Annotated in this window: 20 protein-coding genes; 13 read left to right on the forward strand and 7 right to left on the reverse strand. The window is 59.1% G+C overall.

All coding sequences use genetic code 11. The annotated features are described in order from the left end of the window. Position 1: 1 nt before the first annotated feature. Together BFC21_RS22900 and BFC21_RS22905 are read right to left on the reverse strand one after the other, a co-directional pair. Positions 2–3097 carry a multidrug efflux RND transporter permease subunit gene (locus BFC21_RS22900; RefSeq protein WP_120266510.1) on the reverse strand — a complete coding sequence of 1032 codons (3096 nt, stop codon included), beginning with the start codon at positions 3095–3097 and terminating at the stop codon, positions 2–4. Next, the gene (locus tag BFC21_RS22905) at positions 3094–4239 is read right to left on the reverse strand and encodes an efflux RND transporter periplasmic adaptor subunit (RefSeq protein ID WP_120266511.1); all 1146 of its coding nucleotides are present in this window, start codon (positions 4237–4239) and stop codon (positions 3094–3096) included. The genes BFC21_RS22900 and BFC21_RS22905 overlap by 4 nt, the downstream gene beginning before the upstream one ends. Before the next feature lie 248 nt (positions 4240–4487). On the opposite strand from BFC21_RS22905, the gene BFC21_RS22910 reads away from it, so the two are divergent. Then, positions 4488–4715: a hypothetical protein gene (locus BFC21_RS22910; protein WP_088379018.1), complete on the forward strand. Its 228-nt coding sequence runs from the start codon at positions 4488–4490 to the stop codon at positions 4713–4715. Between the two features lie 152 nt (positions 4716–4867). Then, a complete protein-coding gene (locus tag BFC21_RS22915) occupies positions 4868–6454 on the forward strand; it encodes a PAS domain-containing methyl-accepting chemotaxis protein (RefSeq protein ID WP_088379019.1) in 1587 nt (528 codons plus the stop codon). Here BFC21_RS22915 and BFC21_RS22920 read toward each other — a convergent pair. The 3 genes from BFC21_RS22920 to norR form a co-directional block, all read right to left on the reverse strand. Continuing rightward, a complete protein-coding gene (locus tag BFC21_RS22920) occupies positions 6451–6924 on the reverse strand; it encodes a GNAT family N-acetyltransferase (RefSeq protein ID WP_088379020.1) in 474 nt (157 codons plus the stop codon). The genes BFC21_RS22915 and BFC21_RS22920 overlap by 4 nt on opposite strands. A 5-nt stretch (positions 6925–6929) precedes the next feature. Then, the gene (locus BFC21_RS22925) at positions 6930–7829 is read right to left on the reverse strand and encodes a chemotaxis protein (RefSeq protein WP_029611248.1); all 900 of its coding nucleotides are present in this window, start codon (positions 7827–7829) and stop codon (positions 6930–6932) included. A 74-nt stretch (positions 7830–7903) separates the two neighbouring features. Further along, positions 7904–9448 (reverse strand): nitric oxide reductase transcriptional regulator NorR, encoded by a 1545-nt coding sequence (gene norR / locus BFC21_RS22930; protein WP_088379021.1) that lies wholly within the window; start codon positions 9446–9448, stop codon positions 7904–7906. Positions 9449–9602: 154 nt separating this feature from the next. Between norR and hmpA the strand changes: the two genes are divergently transcribed. The 11 genes from hmpA (at position 9603) to BFC21_RS22990 (ending at position 22302) form a co-directional block, all read left to right on the forward strand. Further along, positions 9603–10775: an NO-inducible flavohemoprotein gene (gene hmpA, locus BFC21_RS22935; protein ID WP_088379022.1), complete on the forward strand. Its 1173-nt coding sequence runs from the start codon at positions 9603–9605 to the stop codon at positions 10773–10775. A 251-nt stretch (positions 10776–11026) separates the two neighbouring features. Continuing rightward, positions 11027–11536 carry a disulfide bond formation protein B gene (locus BFC21_RS22940; RefSeq protein ID WP_016779551.1) on the forward strand — a complete coding sequence of 170 codons (510 nt, stop codon included), beginning with the start codon at positions 11027–11029 and terminating at the stop codon, positions 11534–11536. Positions 11537–12344: 808 nt separating this feature from the next. Then, entirely contained in the window at positions 12345–13283 is a 939-nt protein-coding gene (gene cyoA / locus BFC21_RS22950; RefSeq protein WP_029611249.1) for a ubiquinol oxidase subunit II, read from the forward strand. A 3-nt stretch (positions 13284–13286) separates the two neighbouring features. Next, positions 13287–15311, forward strand: coding sequence for a cytochrome o ubiquinol oxidase subunit I (gene cyoB, locus BFC21_RS22955; protein ID WP_095005034.1), 2025 nt, complete (start codon positions 13287–13289; stop codon positions 15309–15311). A gap of 3 nt (positions 15312–15314) precedes the next feature. Then, entirely contained in the window at positions 15315–15941 is a 627-nt protein-coding gene (locus BFC21_RS22960; protein ID WP_029611250.1) for a cytochrome o ubiquinol oxidase subunit III, read from the forward strand. After that, entirely contained in the window at positions 15941–16267 is a 327-nt protein-coding gene (cyoD, locus tag BFC21_RS22965; RefSeq protein ID WP_016779556.1) for a cytochrome o ubiquinol oxidase subunit IV, read from the forward strand. Before BFC21_RS22960 ends, cyoD begins: the two co-directional genes overlap by 1 nt. An 11-nt stretch (positions 16268–16278) precedes the next feature. After that, on the forward strand, positions 16279–17166 hold the full coding sequence (gene cyoE, locus BFC21_RS22970) for a heme o synthase (RefSeq protein WP_016779557.1): 888 nt from the start codon (positions 16279–16281) through the stop codon (positions 17164–17166). Positions 17167–17693: 527 nt separating this feature from the next. Then, positions 17694–18383: an ABC transporter ATP-binding protein gene (locus BFC21_RS22975; protein ID WP_162939369.1), complete on the forward strand. Its 690-nt coding sequence runs from the start codon at positions 17694–17696 to the stop codon at positions 18381–18383. After that, positions 18383–19570, forward strand: a complete 1188-nt coding sequence (locus BFC21_RS22980; RefSeq protein ID WP_088379025.1) for an ABC transporter permease — start codon at positions 18383–18385, stop codon at positions 19568–19570. The genes BFC21_RS22975 and BFC21_RS22980 overlap by 1 nt, the downstream gene beginning before the upstream one ends. 133 nt (positions 19571–19703) lie before the next feature. Then, positions 19704–21041 carry a TolC family protein gene (locus tag BFC21_RS22985; protein ID WP_088379026.1) on the forward strand — a complete coding sequence of 446 codons (1338 nt, stop codon included), beginning with the start codon at positions 19704–19706 and terminating at the stop codon, positions 21039–21041. After that, complete coding sequence (locus BFC21_RS22990) at positions 21028–22302, forward strand: efflux RND transporter periplasmic adaptor subunit (protein ID WP_232462695.1); 1275 nt, start codon at positions 21028–21030, stop codon at positions 22300–22302. The genes BFC21_RS22985 and BFC21_RS22990 overlap by 14 nt, the downstream gene beginning before the upstream one ends. Positions 22303–22341: 39 nt before the next feature. Here the strand turns inward: BFC21_RS22990 and BFC21_RS22995 are convergent, their stop codons facing one another. Continuing rightward, the gene (locus BFC21_RS22995) at positions 22342–23685 is read right to left on the reverse strand and encodes an MFS transporter (RefSeq protein WP_088379028.1); all 1344 of its coding nucleotides are present in this window, start codon (positions 23683–23685) and stop codon (positions 22342–22344) included. Between the two features lie 40 nt (positions 23686–23725). Further along, the gene (locus BFC21_RS23000) at positions 23726–25186 is read right to left on the reverse strand and encodes an amidase (protein WP_120266512.1); all 1461 of its coding nucleotides are present in this window, start codon (positions 25184–25186) and stop codon (positions 23726–23728) included. Positions 25187–25225 lie beyond the last annotated feature (39 nt).

The following is a 25225-nucleotide window of genomic DNA, read 5'->3' on the forward strand; positions in this document are numbered from 1 at the left end:
CTCAGTGATCGTTCGCCAGCAAGCTGACGGGTTTGGAACGATGGAACAGTCGCTCAAGCCACAAGTATATGACCGGCGTGGTAAACAGCGTCAGCGCCTGGCTCACCAGCAGCCCGCCGACCACGGCAATCCCCAGGGGCTGGCGCAGTTCGGCGCCGGTGCCGTAGCCGAGCATCAGCGGCAGGGCGCCAAGCAGGGCCGCCAGGGTGGTCATGATGATCGGCCGAAACCGCGTAAGGCACGCCTGATAGATGGCGTCTTCGGGGCTCAGGCCACGGCTGCGCTGGGCATCGAGGGCAAAGTCGATCATCAGGATGCCGTTTTTCTTGACGATGCCGATCAGCAATACCAGCCCGATCAGCGCCATGATCGAAAAGTCCTGGCCACATATCCACAGCATCAGCAGCGCGCCGAGCCCGGCCGATGGCAGGGTGGAGATGATCGTCAGCGGATGCACGAAGCTCTCGTACAGCACACCGAGAATGATGTACACCGCCACCAGCGCCGCGAGGATCAACCAGGGCTGGCTGGCCAGCGAACTTTGAAAGGCCTGGGCCGCGCCCTGGAAATTGCCGCTGATGGTGCTCGGCATGCCGATGTCGTTTTTCGCCTGATTGAGCATCAGCACCGCATCACCCAGGGCCACGCCGGGCGCGAGGTTGAACGACAGGTTGGCGGCCGGGAACATGCCGTCATGGCTGATGGACAACGGCCCGCTGATGGGCGCATCGACCTTGGCCACGGCCGACAACGGCACCATATCCCCGGTCAGCGGCGAGCGCAGGTAGAAGTAATTGAGGCTTTCGGCTTTGCCGCGCTGCTGTGCGTCGACTTCCAGGATCACGTTGTACTGGTTGGTCTCGGTCTGGAACTCATTGACCTGACGCTGGCCGAAGGCGTCGTACAGCGCCTCGTCGACATCGGTGGCCGTAAGACCAAAGCGGGCTGCAGCATTACGGTCGATGCTGATATGGGTGATGCTGCCGCCCAGTTGCAGGTCGTTGGAGAGGTCGCGGAAGGCCGGGTTGGCGCGCAGTTTTTCGGTCAGGCGCTGGGTCCAGGTGGTGAGCGTCGGCCCGTCGTTGCTCTTGAGCACATATTGGTACTGGCTGCGGCTGGGGCCGGAGCTGAGGTTGATGTCCTGGCCCGCGCGCAGGTACAGCACGATCCCCGGCACCTTGGCCAGTTGCGGGCGGATGCGGTCGATAAACTCGCTGGCCGACACATCGCGCTCGCCACGGTCCTTGAGGGCAATCCAGAAGCGGCCGTTGGCGATGGTCTGGTTACTGCCGGTCACGCCCACGGCATGGGAGAACGCCTGCACGGCCGGGTCGTTGCCGATGATCTCGGCCAGCGCCAGATGTTTTTGCGTCATGTCCGGGAATGAAATGTCGGATGCCGCCTCAGTGGTGCCAAGCACAAAACCGGTGTCCTGCACCGGGAAGAAGCCCTTGGGGATCAGCACATAACCGGCAATCGCCATGCCCAGGGTCACGGCGAAAATCCCCAGCATCAGCCGCTGGTGCGCCAGGGCCCGCTTCAGGCCCTTGTCATACAGGGCCAGCAGACGCTCGCCAAAGCCCGGTTTGGCATCGGGCTGGTGTACCGGTGAGCGCATAAACAGCGCGGCCAGGGTCGGCGCGAGGGTCAGTGACACCAGCACCGAAATCATGATGGTCGAGGTCGCGGTCAGGGCAAATTCCTTGAACAGCCGCCCGACCACCCCGCCCATAAACAGCAGCGGGATAAATGCCGCCACCAGCGAGAAGCTGATGGACACCACGGTAAAGCCGATCTCGCTGGCGCCCTTGATCGCTGCATCGCGCATGCTTTCGCCAGCCTCCAGGTGGCGGTGGATGTTCTCCACCACCACAATGGCATCGTCGACCACAAACCCCACGGCCACCACAATCGCCACCAGCGTCAGGTTATTGAGGCTAAAGCCCAGCACATACATCAGCGCGAAGCTGGCGATCAGCGATACACCGAGCACTGCCGACACGATCAGGGTGGCTGACCACTGGCGCAAAAACAGCGCCATCACCGCAATCACCAACAGTACGGCGATCAGCAGGGTGACCTCCACCTCATGCAGGGAGGCGCGGATGGTCTTGGTGCGGTCGCTCAGCACCGTGACCTCGACCGAGGCCGGAAGCATGGCCTGCAGGCCGGGCAGGGCGGCCTGGATACGGTCCACGGTGTCGACGATATTGGCCCCCGGCTGGCGCGAAATCACCAGGTTGAGCCCCGGCTGATGGCCCGACCAGGCCTGTACATAGTCGTTCTCGGAGCCGTTGATGACTCGCGCCACGTCGCGCAACTGCACGGGGGCGCCGTCCTTGTACGAGACGATCAACTGGCCGTATTCATCCGCGTCGAACAACTGGTCGTTGGTCGAAAGTGTGGAAATGCTCGACGGGCCATACAGCGCGCCCTTGGCCAGGTTGAGGCTGGTTTGCTGGATGGCCAGGCGGATATCGGAGAGGGTCAGGCCGATGGCGGCCAGTTTGTCGGCCGAGGCCTGCACGCGGATTGCCGGGCGCTGCTGGCCGGTGATATTGATCAGGCCTACGCCGTCGATCTGGCTGATTTGCCGGGCCAGCAGGGTTTCAACGTAATCGCTCAGCTCGGTGCCGGGCATTTGCAGTGAGCTGATGCTGAGGATCAGCACCGGGCTGTCGGCCGGGTTGACCTTCTTCCAGGTGGGCAGGGTGGGCATGTCCTTGGGCAGTTTGCCGGACGCGGTGTTGATCGCCGCCTGTACTTCCTGGGCGGCGGTATCGATGCTTTTGTTGAGGGTGAATTGCAGGGTCAGGGTGGTCGAGCCCAGTGCGCTGCTGGAGGTCATCTGGGTCATGCCGGGGATGGCGCTGAATTGCACCTCCAGCGGTGTGGCCACCGATGAGGCCATAGTGTCCGGGCTGGCGCCGGGCAGTTGCGCCGAGACCTGAATGGTCGGGAATTCCGCTTCGGGCAAGGGCGCCACGGGCAACTGGGGGAAGGCAATCAAGCCCACCAGCACCAGGGCGAAGGTCAGCAGTACGGTGGCCACCGGGTGATCGACACACCAGGCGGACAGCGAGCGGCTACGGGTCATGGCTGCACCCGGGCGGCAGCAGGCTCGCTCAGCACTTCAACCCGCGCGCCGGGCTTGAGCCGCGACTGGCCATCGCTGACCAGCGCATCGCCGGGGTTCACCCCGGTGATGATGCTCAGTTCGGTGTCCTGAAACGTCAACTGCACCGGGACGGTTTCGACCTTGTCGCCGTTGATCCGGTAGACGAAGTAATTATCCAGCCCGCGCTGCACCACCTGCGGTGGCACCACCAGCGCGTCGCGCTGCAGGCCGGTCTGGACCTCGACATTGACCAGTTGGCCAGGCCACAGGCTTTGCGTGGGGTTGTCGAACTGCGCTTTGGCCTTGATGGTGCCGGTGGTCGCTGCGACCTGATTGTCGATCAGGCTCAGGCGGCCCTCGCCCAGAGGTGTACCGCTGTTGTCGGCATTGCCGATAAAGGCCTTGACCCGGGCCGGCTCCTTGGCCGCAAGCAGTTCGTGGAGCAGGGGCAATTGCTGCTGGGGCAGGGAGAACTCCACGGCAATGGGATCAATCTGGGTCACGGAAAACAGCCCCTGGGCATCGCTGACCCGCAGGAAATTGCCTGCATCCACCGCACGAATGCCCACGCGCCCGCTGACCGGAGACTGTATTTGCGTATAGGACAACTGCACCTGCGCGGCCGCAATGGTTGCCTGGTCACCCTGTGCCGAAGCCTTGAGCTGATTGACCAGGGCTTGTTGCTGATCGAGGGTTTGCCTGGACACGCCATTGTCCACGCTTAACAACTGGTAGCGCTTGAGGTCGACCAGTGCCACTTGCAGTTGTGCCTGATTCTGCCCCAGCTGGGCCCTGGCCTGATCGAGGCTGGCCTTGATCGAGCGGTCATCGAGTGTCGCCAGCAGATCGCCCGCGTTGACCGTCTGGCCTTCCTTGACCCGAATATCAGTGAGGATGCCGTCGATTTGCGGGCGGATAACTACGCTGTGCAGCGACAGGACGGCGCCAATCCCGTTGATATAGCGCGGTACATCCTGTTGCTGCACATGGGCAACCCGTACCGGTATGGGGGCACCTGCCCCTGATTTTTCGGGAGCAGGTCGGTTCAACCACAAGATACCCGTACCGATCAGGGCAATCACCAGCGTGCCCAGCAAGATTTTTTTGGTGTTATTGGGCATGCGGGATAAACGCCATGTGCGTGGAGTAAGGGCTTATATAAGGGTTATAGCCTGTGAACCCGGTCAGTACAGTGACGGCTAACTGACATTACTGACAGCTGGCGCAGAAATGGGCTCGCTCCCACAAGGTGTGGGGCAATGTTGGGTGATTTTTTACGACCAGCGAGTGCAACGCATACAGGGCGCGCAGGTATACTGCGCGGCATTGCGCCACTTGGCCTGTTTAATTCCCGTATTTCGGAGCTTTCATGACTTCTCCTACACAAACGACCGCTCCTGATGACGTGAGCGCCGAGAACCTCGATACCCCGGAAAAACCGGTAATTCCTGCGTTCACCTTCCCGTTCAAGCCTTCCGAGTTTGCCAAGGCCAAGTCCCAGGGCAAGGCGTATTACCAGAAAAGCGGCCTCGGCGGTCACGATAAAACCCCGAACGCTCCCCCTCATGGCACCCGTAAAACCATGGGCAAACGCTGATTTTATGCCCCAAAAAGTGGCAATATGCCATTAGTGTTTGTTCAGGCCTGATTAACTCATTTAGTCATGCGCCAGATCAGTATTTGCTTAATAGGTGCGCTTAGAGTCGACGACCCTGCCGACTCTTCCCTAACAATCCGAGCGCGCCTGACATGAAAATCAATCTACCGATTACCGGCCGATCCGTTGATTTTGCCCCCGACGCCAATATCCTCTCCACCACCGATCTCGACAGTACCATCACCTACGCCAACCCTGACTTTATCCAGGTCAGCGGCTACGAGCTGAGCGAGTTGCTGGGCTCCCCGCACAATCTGCTGCGCCACCCCGACATGCCCGCCGCCGCCTTCAGCCATATGTGGCAGACCCTCAAGGCCGGGCGTTCGTGGATGGGCATGGTGAAAAACCGCTGTAAAAACGGCGACCATTACTGGGTCAGCGCCTATGTCACGCCGGTCATGCAAAACGGCGAGACCGTCGAGTACCAATCCGTGCGCACCCAGCCTGCGCCCGAGCGGGTCGTGGTTGCCGAGGCGCATTACGCCGCCCTGCGTGCCGGGCGCAAGCCGCTGCTGCCGGTGGGGGTGCGCCTGGGGCTGGGGGGCAAGCTGGCGTTGTTTGTGAGTGCCGTCTTTGGCGCCGTCACCGCCGTGGGCACGCTGTTGCTGGCCAGCGTCGACGTCCGGGCCGGGCTGGTGATCTGGTTGCTGGGCAGTCTGTTGAGTTCGGCCGCCATCGCCTGGATGTTGCGGCCTTTGCATGCCTTGACCCGTCGCGCCAAAGACGTGGGCGACAACCCCTTGAGCCAGCAGATTTATACCGGGCGCCGTGATGAGTTCGGCCAGATCGAGTTTGCCCTGCACATGCTGCAGGCGCAGGTCGGCGCGGTGGTGGGGCGTATCGGCGATGCCTCGCAGCGGTTGGCCGGGCACGCCGGCGAGCTGGTTCAGCACCTGCAAAGCAGCCACGCCAGCACCTTGAGCCAGCAACTGGAGACCGACCAGGTGGCCACTGCCATCAACGAAATGGCGGCCAGCGTGGCGCAAGTTGCAACCCATGCCCAGCAGGCGTCGCAAACCGCCGACCAGGTGCAGATCGAAACCCGTGAAGGCCACCAACTGGTGATGCAAAGCCGCAGCACGGTGCAGCACCTGGCATCGGAGCTGGAACGGGCCACCGAGGTGGTGCATCACCTGCAAAGCCACAGCAGCGATATTTCCTCGGTGCTGGAGGTGATCCGCAGTATTGCCGAGCAAACCAATCTGCTGGCGCTCAACGCTGCCATCGAGGCGGCACGGGCGGGCGATCAGGGCCGTGGCTTTGCCGTTGTGGCCGATGAAGTGCGCGGCCTGGCCCAGCGTACGCAGCAATCGACCTGTGAAATCCAGGCCATGATCAGTGCCCTGCAAGAAGGCGCGCAGGCGGCGGTGCAGGTGATGCAGCAAAGCAGTGAGTATGCGCAAAACAGCGTTAACCAAACGCAGATGGCCAGTTGTGCGCTGGACGGGATCAGCCTGCAAGTGCAGAAAATTACCGAGATGAGCGTTCAGATCGCCGCCGCGGTCGAGGAACAAAGTGTGGTCAGCGAAGACATCAACCGCAATATCGCCGGGATTCGCAGTGCCTGCGAGGTGACGGTGGATGCCGGCCAGCAAAGCCAGCGCCATTCGGGGGATGTGGCCGACCTGGCTGCAAGCCTGCGCTCGCTGGCGCAGGAGTTCTGGCAGACCCGGCGCTAAAGCTCCTCGCGGCGGATCAGGGCCATGCCGTGCTGCTCATACAGGCGCCGGGCCCTGTGATTGTGCTCCATGACCTTGAGGTCGACGCAGGCTTCATGGCGCTGGCGGAACACGTCGAACACATGGCGCAGTAGCGCGCTGCCCAGTCCCTGGCCCTGATGATGCGGGTGTACCACCAGATCCTTGAGGTAAGCGCTGGTCCAGGCTTGAGCCACCGCGATCACCTGGCCTTTATGCAGGATGACAAAACACAGCTGCGGGTCGTACTCGGCGTCATGCAGCAGGTCGTGTTGCCAGCTGTGCAAAGGTTCGACGCTGCCCCGGCCGTCTGCGTAACCCTGGCACAGCAGGGCATGCACGGGTTGCATTAACGCCTCGCTAAGTGTCACCAGGCTAAAGCCCTCTGGCCACTGCGCGGCGGGCAATGGCTTGCGCAGGTCCTTGCGCAGCAACAGACAGTATTCGCTCATCGTGCTCAGAAACCTTGCTCGGCCACCGTGCGCGCGGCCAGGATCAGGCACTGAGTCAGCTCCGGCGAAGAGAACTTGGTCAGCACCGCATTGGCCCCGGCCAGACGCGCTTTTTCGCTGTTCATCGCGCTGTTGAGCGAGGTGTGCAAGAGCACATACAGATGGGCGAAGTCCGGGGTGTCGCGCACGGTACGGGTAAAGGCGTAGCCGTCCATTTCGGACATTTCGATATCCGATACCAGCACGTTGATCTGATCCGGCGTGCCTTGCAGCTCCAGCAAACGCTCGATGGCTTCCTTGGCGCTGCGTGCGGTGTGGCAGTGCAGGCCCAGATTGCGCAGGGTAATTACCGACTGTTGCAGCGCTACCTGGCTGTCATCCACCACCAGAATGCGGGCATTGGCCAGCAGCTTTGACTCTTCCTTGCTGAGGGTTTCGCCAGTGCTTTCAACTTTTGCCGGGGCGATCCCGTGGATCACCTTTTCGATATCCAGCACCTGCACCAGTACGCCGTCGACCTGGGTCACGCCGGTGATGTAGGAGCGCTTGCCGGAGCCGTAGGGTGGCGGGCGAATGTCGGTGCTCAGGCAATGCACGATTTTGCTCACGGCCTGCACATGCAGCCCCTGTTTGGAACGGCTGACATCGGTGACGATCAGGCAGCCGCCATCGGGGTCGAGCAGCGGCTGCTCGCCGATGGCGCGGCTCAGGTCGATCACCGACAGTGATGCGCCGCGCAACACTGCGATGCCTTTCACGTTGGGATGGGACTCGGGCATTTTGGTCAGTGGCGGGCAGGGAATGATTTCGCTGACCTTGAGCAGGTTGATCGCCAACAACTTGCCGCTGCGCAGAGTGAAGAGCAGAAGGGACAGTGAGTCTGCGCGGGCATTGTTCGATGACATATAAATCTTCTGTGATGGGAGCGATACAGGGTTATCGGCGTGAATGGGAGGGGCTTTAATTTGTGGGAGCGGGCTTACTTCAGGCCCAGCCGCTTGGCCATTCTGCCCAGATTCGCCCGGTCCAGCCCCAGCTCCCGTGCCGCACTGGCCCAGTTGTGCTGATGGCGTTCGAGGCAGGCGCTGATCAATTGGCGCTGGTAGTTTTCGGTGGCCTGGCGCAAGTCGCCCACGGCCTGCGGCACGCTCTGGGGCTCGATCACCGCCGTGCCGGGGCTGGAGGTCGGCAAGTCCAGATCCGCCGCCGTCAGGGTCAAAATACGTGGCCGCGTACTGCAATTGCCCAGCGCTTTAAGGGCGCTGCGGCCAATCAGGTGCTCCAGCTCGCGAACATTGCCCGGCCACGAATACTGCACCAGCGCCGCCTGGGCGTCTGGGCTCAGGCGCAAGCTGCCCAGCCCCATACGCGAGCGGTTCTGTTCCAGGAAAAAACCGCTCAACAACAGCACATCCCGGCCGCGTTCACGCAAGGCCGGCACCCTGAGCGGGTATACGCTTAAGCGATGATAAAAGTCGGCCCGGTAACGGCCGCTGCGCACTTCTTCGGCCAGGTCGCGGTTGGTGGCCGCGATCAGGCGCACATCAACCCGGTGTTCCTGGTCCGAGCCCAAGCGCTGTAACTGCCCGCTTTGCAGCACCCGCAGCAACTTGGCCTGCACGGTCAGCGACAGCTCGCCCACCTCGTCGAGAAACAGCGTACCGCCATTGGCCAACTCGAACTTGCCGCGTCGATCCTGGGTGGCGCCGGTAAAGGCGCCGCGCACATGGCCGAACAGCTCGCTCTCCACCAAGGTGTCGGGCAGGGCCGCGCAGTTGAGGCTGATCAGCGGTTTGTCCGCGCGTGGCGAGGCGGCATGAATGGCCTGGGCCACCAGCTCCTTGCCGACCCCGGTTTCGCCGGTAATCAAGACCGTCAGGTCACTGCCGCCCACCAGAGCAATTTCTTCAAGCAGGCGTTTATGCACCTTGCTCTGGCCAATCAGCTCCTTGTTGGGCGAATCGTTGGCCTGTCGATAGAGTTCGGCTTTTTGTCGTTCATCCTCAACCCGCAACGCCAGTCGCTCGATCCGCTGGGCCACATTGACCGTGGCCGCAGCCAGACTGGCAAAGGCCTGCAGGTCATCCAGCGAGACCGGTTCGAAGCGTTTGGAGTCCAGTGCGTCGAGGGTCAGCAGGCCCCAGGGGCGTTCATCGACAAACAGCGGGCAGCCCATGCAGTCGTGGACTTCCAGATGCTCGGCCAGCCCGTCGACCAGGCCATCATAGGGGTCAGGCAGCTCGCAGTTGCTGGGGAAACGGGTTGGCCCGGGGCTGGCGAGCAACGCCTGAAAGCGCGGGTGCTCGCTGACTTTGAAACGTCGCCCCAGAGTATCCAGGCTCAAGCCGTCGACGGCCAGGGGCACCAGCCATTCGCCGTCCAGTCGCAGCAGGGCTGCGGCGTCACATGGCAACAGGGTGCGCAAGGCATGCAGCAGGCGCCGATAGCGCTCGCTCTCGGGCAGGTCGCGGGACAGATCGTCCACCAGCGGCAGCAGGGTGGTGAGCAGCAGTTTTGCAGTCATTTTGACCTCGTGTAGTCTTTAGGACTATATGTCAGCATGAGTCATAATGACTATGTATTATTTAAGTGCTTGTTTTTAAAGGGTTAAATTGTTGGCACGGAAACTGATAAGTAAAGGGTAATTGTTAAAGTCTACGTGCTCAGGAGTCACCCTTATGCTTACTGCTCAGGATCGTGCCATCGTCAAATCCACCGTGCCACTGCTGGAAAGCGGCGGTGAAGGGCTGATCACACACTTCTATCGCATGATGCTCTCGGAATACCCGCAAGTGCGCTCTTTGTTCAACCCGGCCAACCAGGCCAGCGGCGACCAGCCGCGCGCACTGGCCACCGGTGTGCTGATGTATGCGCGGCATATCGATCAGCTCGACCAGTTGGGCGACCTGGTAGCCCGGATCATCAACAAGCATGTTGCATTGCAAATCCTCCCTGAGCACTACCCGATTGTCGGCAGCTGCCTGTTGCGGGCCATCGAGGAAGTGCTGGGCAGCGACATCGCCACCCCGCAAGTGCTCAGTGCGTGGGGCGCGGCCTATAACCAGCTGGCCGATATCCTGATCGGTGCCGAGGCGGCCATCTACGACGAAAAAGCCGCAGCGCCGGGCGGCTGGCGTGGCGGGCGTGAGTTCAAACTGGCTGCCAAAATTCAGGAAAGCGCAGAGATCACCTCGTTTTACTTCCGTCCGGTCGACCAGCAGCCGATTCTCGATTTCGCCCCGGGCCAGTATATCGGCCTGAAAATGATGATCGATGGTGAAGAAGTGCGCCGCAACTACTCCTTGTCCGCATTGGCCCAGGTGGGGCGCTACCGGATCAGCGTCAAGCGCGAGAAAGGTGGGGTGGTGTCAAACTTCCTGCATGACCGTTTGAATGTGGGCGACACCCTGGAGCTGTTCCCGCCTGCAGGCGAGTTCACCCTGACAGACAGCGACAAACCGCTGGTGCTGATCAGCGGTGGCGTGGGTATTACCCCGACGCTGGCGATGCTTGAAGCGGCGCTGGCGACCAAGCGCCCGATCCATTTTATCCACTGTGCCCGTAATGCCGATGTGCATGCCTTCCGCACCTGGGTCGATGAACTGGCTGCCCAGCACCCGCAACTGCAGCGTTTTTACTGCTACGACGAGCAGGGCGAATCTGCAAATCATGTAGGCCTTTTAACCGAGGACGTGCTGGCGCAATGGTTGCCGCAAGAGCGTGACCTGGATGCCTACTTCCTGGGGCCAAAAGGCTTTATGGGCGCGGTCAAGCGTCACCTCAAAGCCCTGGGCGTGCCGGAGCAGCAAAGCCGCTACGAGTTCTTTGGCCCGGCGGCCGAGCTGAACTAAGGCTTATTCGCGGGGATAGGTGGGAGCGGGCTTGCTCGCGATGCAGACCACGCGGCCTGTCAGGCAGGCCATGTCGATGCCATCGCGGGCAAGCCCGGCTCCCACAGGTGGTGCATGGCCGAAGTTGTTGCATCGTTTAATCCCCCATTAATCCCTCTGCGACACTTTTCCTGCAACGTTCAGATACATCCAGACCCGGGGTCTGGGTGTAAACTGTACGCCTTACACATAAACAGGCTAAGGGACGCGGGATGACCAATGACATGTTGCAACTGGGTCGGGAGAAGCGCTTCCTGGTCCTGCTGGGGCTGATCTGCCTGGCGCTGATTGGCGGTGCACTCTATATGCAGATCGTGCTCGGTGAAGCACCGTGCCCGCTGTGTATCCTGCAACGCTATGCCCTGTTGCTGATCGCCATTTTTGCTTTTATCGGTGCGGCCATGCCGAGCCGGCGCAGCCTTACGGTATGTGAAGTGCTGGTGGTGCTGAGCGCCATTGGCGGCATCATTGCTGCCGGGCGTCACGTGTATATCCTCGCCAATCCGGCAGTAAGCTGCGGTCTTGATGCCCTGCAGCCGATTGTCGACGGCCTGCCGCTGGCGGCGATCTTCCCTTTGGGGTTTCAGGTCGACGGCTTTTGCTCAACGCCCTACCCGCCGGTACTCGGCCTGTCGCTGGCGCAGTGGGCGCTGGTGGCCTTTGTGCTGACCGCCGTGCTGGTGCCGCTGGGCATCTATCGCAACCGGAGCAAATCGAGCTGAGCAACGGCTAAATTGTGTTCAGGCGGCCTCGTTCTTCTTCTGGATGCGCGGGGCGTTTTTTTGCCCGTGCATAAATGTAAAGAGGGTGTGAGCCGAACGTCGAAAATGGGTGTGCGGCACTGCGACATATTGTCACGGATAGCGTGTCGCAGGCCGTGCCTTCGTCTGACAAGCGGTCTTTTAAAGGTATGACTTTGTGTAACATGCCTGAGGTGTTTTGACGCTGGGGGAGGGGTTGAAAAGTGCCTGGAGAGACTCCATGCAAATTGGCTCAAGCCCTTTTTATTTGGGCGTTTAAGCGGGATCGGGGGGAGGCGGGATGCGCTAAAAAGGGGCGTTCGGATTGATGGGGTGTGGCGTGCTACAACCCTGATTTTGAGGGGCGTTTCAACGCGGGGCGTAATAATAGGTGGGGATTGTTACCGTGGCCGAGAAGAATTATTTCCGAATGAGACGTGGTTTATAGAGAGCTACCTAACTACAATCGCCCGCACTGAACGTCCAGCCTGCTCATCCCTGAGCCCAAGCGGGAAGTTGAAGGCCGACTGGGTTGTTCAATACAGGCGTCCCATGCGACTCCCAGGTACTGGCAACCCTTCTAAGTTCCGCACCAAATGGAATTGGTCTGTGACAAGGCCATTGACCACGTATCGAATAAGAAATCACTGCTAACCCGGAATTTGCCCGTTCGCCTGATGGTGATAGAGCAGGCTTTCATTCAATTCCGGAAAAGAGCCAACCCTTGGCAGGGCGAAGTGTTGGCGAAAAAAACCAACTGCATTGTGCAAGCTGTTTTAGAGGTCGTGAGATGACTAAAAAAAGGTACCCCAGACTCCTTGGCTTATTGCCACTTTTCGGCACGTTGTTGCTGGGAGGTTGCAACATGACATTGCTCGATCCGGTGGGGCAGGTCGGGATCGAAGAGCGGAATCTGATCATCACTGCAACACTGCTGATGCTTCTGGTCGTGGTGCCGGTCATCATTATGACCCTGGTATTTGCGTGGAAATATCGCGCGTCGAACACCAGCGCTACCTACACACCAAAGTGGTCGCACTCCACCAAGATCGAAGTCGTGATCTGGACTGTGCCAATTCTGATCATCATCGCCCTGGGCGTGATCACCTACAAGTCGACCCACGCGCTGGACCCGTATCGTCCGCTCGAGTCTGACGTCAAGCCGATTACCATCGAAGTGGTGGCAATGGACTGGAAGTGGATGTTCATCTACCCGGAACAGGGTATCGCCACCGTCAACAAGATCGTGTTCCCGGCCAACACCCCGGTCAATTTCCGGATCACCTCTGACACGGTCATGAACTCGTTCTTCATTCCAGGCCTGGGCGGTCAGATCTACGCCATGGCCGGCATGACGACCAAGCTGCACCTGATTGCCAACCGCAACGCTGAAATGGAAGGCATCTCTGCCAACTACAGCGGTGCCGGTTTCACTGGCATGAAATTCAAAGCGATCGCGACTTCTCAGGCTGACTTCGATGCCTGGGTAAGTGAAGTCAAAGCGTCACCTAAACAGCTTGATGAAGCTGCTTATGCCGCCTTGTCCGTATCCAGTCAGAACAATCCCGTTGAGCTGTTCTCCTCGTACACACCGAACCTGTTTCAGAAAATCGTCGACAAGTACGAAGGTATGACACCAGGCAAACCGGTGAAGCACGAGAAGAAAGAAGTGGCCGGGAACGACGTGGCGGACACGAGTGAGCATTCAGCTGCCGGGGCAGAGGAGTAAACGATGTTTGGTAAATTAAGTTGGGAAGCGGTCCCGTTCCACGAGCCGATCGTAATGGTGACCATCGCCATGATCGCGCTGGGTGGTCTGGCACTGTTTGCAGCAATCACCTACTTCAAGAAGTGGACCTACTTGTGGACCGAATGGCTAACGTCAGTCGACCACAAGAAAATCGGCGTGATGTACATCATCGTCGCCATGATCATGCTGCTGCGCGGTTTTGCCGACGCAATCATGATGCGTACCCAGTTGGCGATGGCCACCGAGGGTTCGCCTGGCTACCTGCCACCTGAACACTATGACCAGATCTTCACCGCTCACGGTGTGATCATGATCATCTTCATGGCGATGCCATTCTTCACCGGCCTGATGAACCTTGCAGTGCCGCTGCAGATCGGCGCCCGTGACGTGGCCTACCCGTTCCTCAACTCCCTGAGCTTCTGGCTGCTGGTGTCCGGCGTTGTGCTGGTCAACCTGTCGCTGGGCGTCGGCGAGTTCGCCAAGACCGGTTGGGTTGCTTATCCGCCGCTGTCGGGCTTGCAGTACAGTCCGGGCGTGGGGATGGATTACTACATCTGGGCTCTACAGCTATCGGGGTTAGGTACGACGTTAACCGGGGTTAACTTCCTGGCGACTGTTCTGAAGATGCGTGCCCCTGGCATGAAGCTGATGGACATGCCGATCTTCACCTGGACCTGCACCTGGGCAAACGTCCTGATCGTGGCTTCGTTCCCGATCCTGACCGCTACCCTGGCGCTGCTGACACTTGACCGTTACATGGATTTCCACATTTTCACCAATGAACTTGGTGGCAATCCAATGATGTACGTCAACCTGTTCTGGGCGTGGGGTCACCCTGAGGTTTACATCCTCATTCTGCCGGCGTTCGGTATCTTCTCCGAAGTGATCTCCACGTTCACCGGCAAGCGTCTGTTCGGTCACCACTCGATGGTCTACGCCTCCGGCGCGATCTCGGTGCTGGGCTTCATGGTTTGGCTGCACCACTTCTTCACCATGGGTTCGGGTGCAAGCGTCAACGCCTTCTTCGGTCTGGCGACGATGCTGATTTCCATCCCGACGGGTGTGAAGCTGTTCAACTGGCTGTTCACCATCTACCAGGGCCGTCTGCGTTTCACCAGCCAGGTGCTGTGGACCCTGGGCTTTATGGTGACCTTCGCCATCGGCGGCATGACTGGCGTACTGCTGGCCATTCCGGGTGCTGACTTCGTACTGCACAACAGCCTGTTCGTTATTGCTCACTTCCATAACGTGATCATCGGCGGCGCAGTATTCGGTTACATCGCAGGCTTCAGCTTCTACTTCCCTAAAGCGTTCGGCTTCAAGTTGAACGAAACCTGGGGCAAGCGCGCGTTCTGGTTCTGGATCGTCGGCTTCTTCATCGCCTTCATGCCGCTCTATGCACTGGGCTTCATGGGCATGACCCGTCGTCTGAACGCCAGCACCAACCCTGAGTGGGTGCCTTACCTGTACGTTGCCCTGTTCGGTGCAGTCCTGATCGCTTGCGGTATTGCCAGCCAGCTGATCCAGCTGTATGTCAGCGTCCGTGACCGCAACAAGCCAGAGAACGCCTGCGAATTCGGCGATCCTTGGAATGCACACACGCTGGAATGGTCGACTTCGTCGCCACCACCGTTCTACAACTTTGCTGTACTGCCAAAAGTCGACGGTATCGACCCGTTCACCGAAGCCAAGGAAAACGGTACTGCGTACCAGGCTCCGGCCAAGTACGAGCCGATCCACATGCCGAACAACACGGCAACGGGTGTGTACATGGGTGCACTGCTGACCGTCTTCGGTTTTGCAATGATCTGGCACATCTGGTGGCTGGCCATCGTTGGTCTGGTTGGCACCGTCGTGGTCTTCGTGGCTCACGCTGCACGTGACGACCAGGGCTACATGGTGCCGGTAGAGACTATCGAGCGCATCGAGGCCGAGCAGCACAAGCGTCTGGTAGCCGCCAAAGCAATCCCGGCTACTCGTGTTGAAACCAAGTTGGAACAGGCTTAAACCATGTCGAACTTAGCGACCACTGCTGGACACGCTCATGGTCATGACCATGGGCACGACGACCATCACCACGACTCGGGCGAGACTACCGTATTCGGTTTCTGGCTCTACCTGATGACCGACTGCATCTTGTTTGCGTCGATCTTCGCGGTATACGCGGTATTGGTGAACAACGTTGCAGGTGGCCCGTCGGGCCACGACATCTTCGAACTGCCGTATGTACTGGGTGAAACCGCCCTGTTGCTGTTCAGTTCGATCACCTACGGCTTCGCCATGCTGGCGTTGTTCAAGGGCAAGAAACAGCAGGTGCTGTTCTGGCTGGGCATGACGTTCCTGCTTGGTGCAGGCTTCATCGCCATGGAAATCAACGAGTTCCACCTGTTGATCTCCGAGGGCTACGGCCCTAGCCGTTCGGGCTTCCTGTCTGGCTTCTTCACCCTGGTCGGTACCCACGGTCTGCACGTGACCAGCGGTCTGATCTGGATGGCGATCATGATGTACCAGGTGCAGAAAAACGGCCTGACCTCGACCAACAAGACCCGCCTGAGCTGCCTGAGCCTGTTCTGGCACTTCCTGGACGTGGTCTGGATCTGCGTATTCACCGTTGTTTACCTGATGGGGACTTTGTAATGGCTAACGCACATTCCGACGGCGCCAACCACGGCAGCGTGAAGTCCTACGCGATCGGCTTCATCCTGTCGGTGATCCTGACCGTTATTCCGTTCGGGCTGGTGATGTACCCATCGCTGCCCAAATTCACCACCCTGGCGATCGTGCTGTTGTTCGCCGTAGTGCAAGTGGTTGTTCACCTGGTGTACTTCCTGCACCTGGACCGCTCGCCTGCACAACGCAACAACGTCACCGCGCTGGTATTTGCTGCGCTGGTAATTGTGCTGCTGGTGGGCTTGTCCCTGTGGATCATGTTCAGCATCCACACTGAAATGATGGCGAAGTGAGGTAAGACCCGATGTCCTTCAAGCACTTTATCCAAATCACCAAACCGGGGATCATTTTCGGTAACGTGCTTTCTGTGGCAGGCGGGTTCTTCCTGGCCTCGAAGGGGCATTTCGATCTTGCCCTCTTCCTGGCCGCGGTAATCGGCACCTCCCTGGTGGTAGCGTCCGGTTGTGTGTTCAACAACTGCATCGACCGCGACATTGACATCAAGATGGACCGCACCAAGAACCGCGTACTGGTTCAAGGCCTGATCTCCCTCAAGGTGGCACTGGTTTACGCCACCTTGCTGGGGGGCGCCGGCCTTTACCTGCTGTATCGCGTAGCCAACCCGCTGGCGGCGCTGTTCGCCGCGATCGGCTTCGTGATCTACGTCGGTCTGTACAGCCTGTACTTCAAGCGCAAGTCGGTTCACGGCACGCTGATTGGCAGTCTGTCGGGTGCGATGCCGCCGGTCATCGGCTATGTAGCTGTGAGCAACAGCTTTGACATGGCCGCTTTGACCTTGCTGGTGATGTTCAGCCTGTGGCAGATGCCGCATTCCTACGCCATTGCGATCTTCCGCTTCAACGATTACCTGGCTGCATCGATTCCGGTGTTGCCGGTGAAGCGCGGGATCAAGGTTGCCAAGAAGCACATCCTGCTCTACATCCTCGCGTTCCTGATCGCGACCCTGATGCTCACCCTCGGCGGTTACGCCGGCATGAGCTACATGGCCGTGGCAGCTGCGATGGGCATGTACTGGCTGTACATGGCGTGGACGGGCTACAAGGCCGTCGACGACAAGGTCTGGGCACGCAAGCTGTTCGTGTTCTCGATCTTCACCATCACCGCCCTGAGCGTCATGATGTCCCTGGATTTCAAAGCGCCTGCCGAGTTGTTGCTGACTTACGCGCATTGATTTAGCCAGACCCGAAAAAACCCCGCCTTCGAAAGAAGCGCGGGGTTTTTTTTGTTTGTGATTTGTTGTGTGGCAAGTGGAGTGCGTAGTCATTTCCTACATAGTCTGAGGGGATAACCCTGCATTATTTAAAATTTCCCGGTGATCCAATATGCCCGCCGAATTCAATTTATTGAGTATCGGCCAACTAAACATCAGGAGCATGTTGTCCTGAATGCGGGCAGAGCCCCCAAGTTCGACCGTAAGGACATGGTGTATTCCACAAACAACAAGATCCAGGACGGCCAATGGCACGAACCTGGGCTGAGTCGCACCAATATGGGCATCGACAACGCCAAGGCGGAAACGTCATATGAGTTTGTTTTTGACAAGTCGGGTGCAGACCCAAAGTGCTGGGCTGAAAGACTGGGGTTTTGAATAGATTGTCTTGAGCATAAGGTAATGTTGTTTTGCTGGCGGGCTCTTTCTTGCTGGACTGTTGCCAGCAAGAAAGAGTGTGCTGCAACAAGGTGGGAGTTAATGGCTTCGTGCACGATTTGATCTGTGTCTCACTGAAAGGCGTCAGCAAATATTACCGTCATGAAGGTCAGCCCCATTCCATTATCGCCGGGGTGACCTTTGAAGTTGGCGCAGGGCAAAGCTGCGCCATTATCGGTCAGTCAGGCTCAGGTAAAAGCACACTGCTGAATATTATCGGCCTGCTGGATTTTGCCGATGCCGGGGAATATGTGTTTATGGGGCGCCCGGTTGCGAAAGCCCGGAGTGATGAACTGGCAACACTTCGAAAAATGACAATGGGTTTTGTCTTTCAGCATTTCAATTTGATACCGCGCTTGAATGTTATTGAAAACGTTGCCTTGCCGCTTCGTTACCGTGGCCTCGATCGCGCATGCTCTCTGAAACGCGCCATGTCCGAGCTGCAGCGTGTTGGGATGGCCCACCGCGCCAGTTATAAACCCGCCGAGCTGTCTGGTGGGCAAAAACAACGAGTGGCCATTGCCCGTGCTCTGGTAGGGCAGCCTTTGCTGATTTTGGCGGATGAGCCGACAGGAAGCCTGGATAGCCAGTCGTCAGGCGACATCCTGGACCTGTTGTTGTCGATTCAGAAAGAGCAGGGCGTGACGTTATTGATTGTGACCCACGACATGAGTGTTGCTCAGAGAATGCAGCGCCAGTTTGTAGTGCATAACGGCCTCGTTGAGGAACTGCAAGCGTGATGCGTCTGGCAGGGTCAAGACAAGTGGTGGGGGATGCGATTGACACTTTTCGGACATTGGGCAAGCGCACGGTGTTGGCGTTGCTGGGAATTGTCATTGGCAGTGCCTCGATTGTCGCCATCCTTAATATCGGTTTTAACGCCGGGCAAGAGGCCACCCGGATATTTCATGACATGGGCGTCGATACCCTTGTTGCGAGTCTGAACAACGATCGGGGTGTTGAAGATTCCTTGTTATCGACAGAGGTCGAGAAAATACGTTCATTGAACCTGCCCGGCCTGGTGATTTCCCCGGTTGCGCAAGTTTCAGTCAAATTGACTTTCAATCATCACCCGGTTGATGCGCGGGCGGTAGGTGTTGAACCAGCGGTCACTTCAATCCTGAAGTTGCCAATAAGGCGTGGGCGCTTCTTGCATGCTTTGGACACTGCTGAAAATGTTGTCGTGTTGGGGCACGCGGTGGCCACGTCACTGGGTGATCGCGGTATTGCGGTTGAGCCGGGTGAGTGGGTGAGAATCAACACTTATTTATTCAGGGTTGCAGGTGTTATGCAGCCAGCCGAGGCGTCGATGATCAGCCCCGTCCTGACCGATCACTCGGTATTTATGCCGTTCGCGGCCCTGGCGCGTGTGGCTCAAAGTAGCAATGTCAGCACGGTACTGGCGCGTGTTCTGCCCCCGCTTGACAGTAGCGAAGGCGCTTCCCGGGTATTTGAAGGCTTGAGCCACGCATTTAAAACACGCCGCGTGGAAATGACAGTGCCGCAACAAATGATCGACGCGATGGCGCGACAGAACAAGACGTTTGAATATCTGTTGCTGGCATTGGGCGTCATTACTCTGGTTGGGGCTGGCGTTGCAGTCATGAATGTTATGTATATGAACGTCTGCGAACGGCGCAACGAAATAGGCTTGCGCATGGCCATTGGTGCGCGCGGGCAGGATATACGCAATCTTTTCCTGATTGAGGCACTTGCCTTGAGTGCAATGGGTGCCCTGTCGGGAGCGTGCGTGGGGATAGTGCTGGCCTGGCTTTATGCCGTGATCTCGCAATGGACATTCGAGTTGTCGATGGTGTCCATCCCCTTGGGGGTTGGCAGTACGTTACTGGTAGGGGTTTTGTCAGGATTGAAGCCCGCCCTGGCCGCCTCTCGGTTGACCCCCGTCGAGGCACTGCGTGTTTATTAAATGCTCAGCACTGGTCAGTGGCGCATGTTATGCGGTGTTGATTTCAGACCTCACTGTTGCGGCTGTCAGCCAGGTTCAAGGCAGTGCCTCCCGCTGCACAGAGTCACAGGGGGCGTCGTTGAGCCAGCATTCAATGGATATGTCGTTGAATGAAGCTGTGTCGCTGGGCTTGCGGCGCAACTACACCATCAGAAGCCTCAAACTCCAACGTGCAAGGGAGAAGTTCGATCTGTATGTCACTGAAGGCATGTTCAATCCCAAATTGAAACTCAGTGGTGAACACCGGCTGGCCAGGGGCAGTGCCGACCGTAGTCGCACGACCCGTATTGCGCCTGCGGTGAATCTGTTGGGCGAGTATGGAACCAACGTTGAACTCGGTTGGAACCAGCGGTTCAGTGCCACTAAAAAAACGGGCGAGCTGAACAGCGAGGGGCTGGGGCTGACGGTCATTCAGCCTTTACTCAGGGGGGCAGGTAAAGAGGTGACTTCGGTGCCCTTGCGGCTCGCCCATTTGACTGAGCAAGTCAACAAACTGAACGTGAAGTCCAGCGTCTCTGAAACCCTGTACGAAATAGTCTCGGCCTATCGTGCCCTGATGAAGTCCCAGAACCAGGTAGTCCTTGCTACGAATGCGCATAAACGAGCCGTTTCGCTGCTGGCGGTCAACGAGTTGCTGATCGCGTCAGGCCGCGTCGCCAAATTTGATGCTGTGCAGATTGAGGCTGACATCGCGACACAGGAATTGGCAGTAGAAGAAGCAAAAAACCAGCAGCAGGCCAGTCGATTGCTGTTGCTCAAGTTGCTGGCCCTTGACCTGTCTACGCCGATCCGTGCCAGTGACAGCCTGAAGGTGGTCAGGCTTGAAATCGATCAGGACACCGCGTTAAGGCTGGCTCAAGCCAATCAACCGCAGTTCCTGTCGACGTTGTTGCAGAGTGAACAGGCCGCTCTGAACCTGTTGCTTGCCCAGGACAAGTCTCGCTGGGACTTGTCCCTGGAGGCCGGTGTCAACCAGTTGAATGAACAGCACGGCAGCACGGGTGCCAACCGCGCATGGGACAGCTACACGGGTTTGAAGCTGGAGATCCCCATTGGTGATCGCAGCAGCAAGCAAGGCGAGGTTCATGCTCAAACGCTGCTTGAGCAGCAAAAAATGCTTGAGGAACAGGCGCTGCTTGAGTTGAAAACCCGAATCACTGACGCGATCCGAGGTTTGGACACTTTGTGGCGCCAGCTCGAAATTTCGCAGCGCGTCATTGATCTGTCTAAACGAAAGCTGGCCATTGAAACAGAAAAGCTGAATGCCGGGCGATCCACCAATTTTCAAATTATCAGCTTTGAAGCGGACTTGCGGGCGGCTGAAGATTCCAACCTGAATGCGCAGATGTCATATCTGGACGCCAGGTCTCAGCTGGACCTGCTGCTGGGGGTGATGTTGGAACACTGGGAGATTTCCCTTGAACACTTTTAAGGGCAGCACATGTCTGCGAACAATTGGCGCGTGCTCGGGGCGATGGAAATATCTGGTTGGCGTTGGCCTGGTGGTTGTCGCGCTGTTGTTGTTTTGCCTGCCGAAGGCACCTGACGACGAATCTTCGTGGGTGTCTGTCACCCGCCAGAAGCTGGAGCATGAAATCGGTCTGGTGGGAAAAATAGAACCAATGGACGCCGTCATTATCAATGCGCCTTTTGAAGGTTCTGTTCTGGCCAACGAGTTGACTCCGGGCATGCAAGTCGAGAAAGGACAGGCCTTGTTGTCATTTGATCCTGCGTTGCTTGAAATCAAGATCAGGGATGCACTGGCTAACAAGTTGAAGGCGCAGCAGAACGTTGAGTCTTACCGCCGCTGGGCTACAGGCCCTGATGTGAGGCGAGCGAAGCAGGCGCTCAGGGTTGCCGAGTTGAGCATGCAAAATCTTGAGTTGGAGTATTCGAACGTTGAGGCGTTGTATCAAAAAGGCATCGTCCCCCGTAACGAGCGCGACACCCTGGAGCAGCAACGCTACCTGCAATCACTTGAGCTGGTGGCCGCTCAGGCCGAACTCAAAAATGTGCTGGCTGTTGGTGTTGGAGAGGCCCGCACGATTGCAGATATGGAGTACATGAATGCTTCGGTTATCCACGAGCAACTCAGCCAATTGCTGGAAAAGAAAACGCTCTATGCGCCGTTTTCTGGTGTTGTTCTTTCTGTGGGAACGCCGCAGGCAACGGGAGCAGAAGCCGGGGTGCTGCAACAGGGCGCTTCTTTTACCCAGGGCTTGCAGGTGCTCAAGCTGGCCAATATGGAAGGACTCAAAGTGGTAGCCCAGGTCTCGGAAGCCGATGTGGGCAAGTTCTCCCTGAACCAGCCAGTCATCATCTCCGGTGATGGTTTTTCGGGTCAGCCATTAGGCGGTTTTATAAGCGCCATCAGTCAACTTGCCATTCAGGATGAAAATGCCGGTGCTGCAGCAAGGTTTCCGATCACCGTCACGCTGACCTCAACTTCAGACAATGATCTCCAGAGTGTCAGGTTGGGCATGAGTGTGCATATGACGATTGTGACCTATAGCAACGACAGCAGTTTCATCATCCCCCATGCGGCCATAGACAAGGACGGTGACACGCTGTTTGTAGAGCACCGCGACGGGCTTGACGCCCCGGTTGTGCGTCGAGCCGTGACCACAGGCCAGTCCACCGTCCAAGGCGTTGAAGTGTTCGGTGTGACTTCGGGGTTTGTTCGTGTCAGGTAGTCACTTGCAGGAGCGGGGTTACCCGCTCCCACCGGCACATCACGCCGTGCGCAGCTTGCCCGCCGGTAACACTGGCAACACATTGGCCAGCCCGGCCGCCACCCCGTAAGGGCGCAGCACACTGAACAATAACCCGCTCGCCAGCAGGTAACCGCCGGAGCAGATCACCAGTGACCAGCGCAAGGCATTGACGCCCATTAGCGGGGTCAGGTGGTCGCTCAGCACGCCCACGGCCAGCGGCCCGAAACCCGCACCGATGGCCATGATCCCGAAGTTGTAGAGGGCAATCATGGTTGCGCGGCGCTCAGGCACTACCAGCTGGGCAATGGCGGTGTAGCTTGGCGCCATCCACCACATGCCGAATACCGACATGCCGAACATGAATACCGTTGCCTGCGGCACCTGCAACGCGCCCAGCGCCCAGGGGTGGCCAGCCGGGTAAAGGGCAAAGGCCATCGACATCGGCAGCGCCAGCAATGCCCCGACAATCGGCACGCCCAATTGCCAGCGGCTGTCGCGCCGGGCCAGATGGGCACTCAGCCAGCCGCTGGACAGGGAGCCGATAATGGCCCCGGGGCCCGCCGCCAGACCCATGATGATGCCCGCATCCTTGAGCGTCAGCCCGTGGCTGCGCACCAGGAACGCCGTGCTCCAGATACTGAATGCATAACTGGCAAACGCCAGCAGCGCGCCGGCTATTGCAATGCGCACAAAGGTCTTCGACTCCCAGGCCACGCGCATCACTTGCATCACGCTTTCATGGGGTACGGCAGGGCGCGCCTCGCGGGCTTTTTCCCATAGGCCGCGCAAGGGTTCGGCAGCCGTAAACCGCAGTAACAGCGCGGCAGCGATGCCCGGCAGTGCCATCCAGATAAAGGCTTCCCGCCAGCCGTGGTAGTACGCGATATAGGCGCCCAGGCTCATGCCCAGCAGTGCGCCGATAGGGGCTCCGAGCATAAATACACTGATGGCCTTGGAGCGCTGATGGGGCGGGTAGAGGTCGGCGATCATCGACATCGACGCCGCACCGCTGCCCGATTCCCCCACCGCCACGCCAATACGCGCCAAGGCCAGGGTCCAGAAGTTGCTGGCAAAGCCGCAGAGCATGGCCATCACGCTCCAGAATGCGCAGCACCAGCCGATCAGGTTACGGCGGTGGCCTCGGTCGGCAAACCGCCCCAGGGGGATCGCAAACAGGCAGTAGACCAGGGCAAAGGCCAGCCCCGTCAGCAGGCCGATCTGGGTGTCGGAAACGTGAAACTCGGCCTTGATCGGCTCTATCACAACGCCCATGACCTGGCGATCGATCAGGCTGACCGCCGAAATCAGGAACAACACAAACAAGGTGTAATGACGGCGAAATCCAGAGATGTGGGTGTTCATCATTTCAATCCCATCGAGCAGTGTTCATCGGTTGCGTGGCTTACAGCGGTGCGCGTCGATCAGCCCAGGGGCTGGCCTGCTCGAGTTGCCCGGCCAATTGGAACAACAGGTCTTCGCGGCACCAGCCGGCGCTGAACATCATGCCGATGGGCAGGCCTTCGCGGCTGGTGCCCAGCGGCACCGACATGGACGGTTGGCCGCTGACATTGGCCAGCACGCTGTAGCCGATGCTGCCGACGACGCCCTGGATGTAGTGCGGGTAATCCTGAGCCAGGCTGGCCACTTCCAATTCGGGGGTGACCTGCGAGGTGACCGGGCTGAGCAGCAGGTCATAGTCGTCGAACAGGTGTTCCATGCGGCTGCCGATCAACTCGAAACTGCGTCGGGCACGGTACAGGTTTTCGGCGGTCGCGGATGCGGCGTTGTTCACCAGATAGCGGCTGACGGGCTCCAGTTCGTCGTCATGCAACGTACGGCCCAGGGCGGTTTCGCGATCACGCACCGCGGCCAGCAGCGCAGCCGCGCCTACGGCCCCGTGAGCGCCGTAGACCTGCTGCGGGTCGACGGGCAGGGTCACGGGGTCGACCCGGTGTCCGAGGCCCAACAGCAGATCAACAGTTGTGTGCAAAACGCTGCGGATATCGGCGTCCAGCTCCACGCCGGTCATGGCTTGCTCGACCACGCCGATGCGCAATGAACCGGGGCTGCGGCGCACCGCCTCGCTGAAACTCCCGGCCTGTGGCGCGAGCCAGTAGGGGCTGCCTTTTTCATGGCCGTGGCTGACGTCCAGCAGCAAGGCCGAGTCGCGCACGCTGCGTGACACGACATGGCCGCAGCTGGCGCCGAACCAGCCTTCGAAGGTGTCCGGGCCTTGCGGGGTGCGATAGCGCGTGGGCTTGAGACCAAACAGGCCGCAATACGACGCCGGGATGCGGATCGAGCCGCCGCCGTCGGTGGCATGGGCCACGGGCACGATACCGGCGGCCACCGCTGCCGCTGCACCACCCGATGAGCCGCCAGCGCTGTGGGCCAGGTTCCAGGGGTTGCGCGTCTGGCCCCACAGTGAGGATTCGGTGGTGGTGGTCAGGCCGTATTCGGGGCTGGTGGTCTTGCCGAAAATCAGCATCCCGGCGGCCTCGTAGCGCTGCACGATGGTGCTGTTGCGCGTTGCTGGCGGCGCACCGGCGAGCATGCGTGAGCCGTTGGTAGTGGTCGTGCCGTTCAGGTAAGTGTTCAGGTCCTTGAGCAGCATCGGCACGCCGGCCAGTGCGCCCAGTTGTTCGCTACCGGCGTGGTGGCGGGCGCGCAGAACGCTGTCGGCATGTTCGTCGTGGCGCATGTTTACGGCATTGATCTGCGGGTTGACCGCATCGCAGCGCGCCTGGGCGGCGCTGAGCAGCATGCGGGCGGTCAGTTCGCCGGTTTTGACCGCATCGGCCATAGCTGTGGCATCCAGCGCCAGGTAGTCATTGGTGGACAGTTGATAACGTTCATCGCTCATGTTTTACGACCTCGCATTAGTACTTGGGCCTGCGCTGCA

This window comes from Pseudomonas sp. TMW 2.1634, from assembly GCF_001703595.1.
GTDB lineage: Bacteria > Pseudomonadota > Gammaproteobacteria > Pseudomonadales > Pseudomonadaceae > Aquipseudomonas > Aquipseudomonas fragi.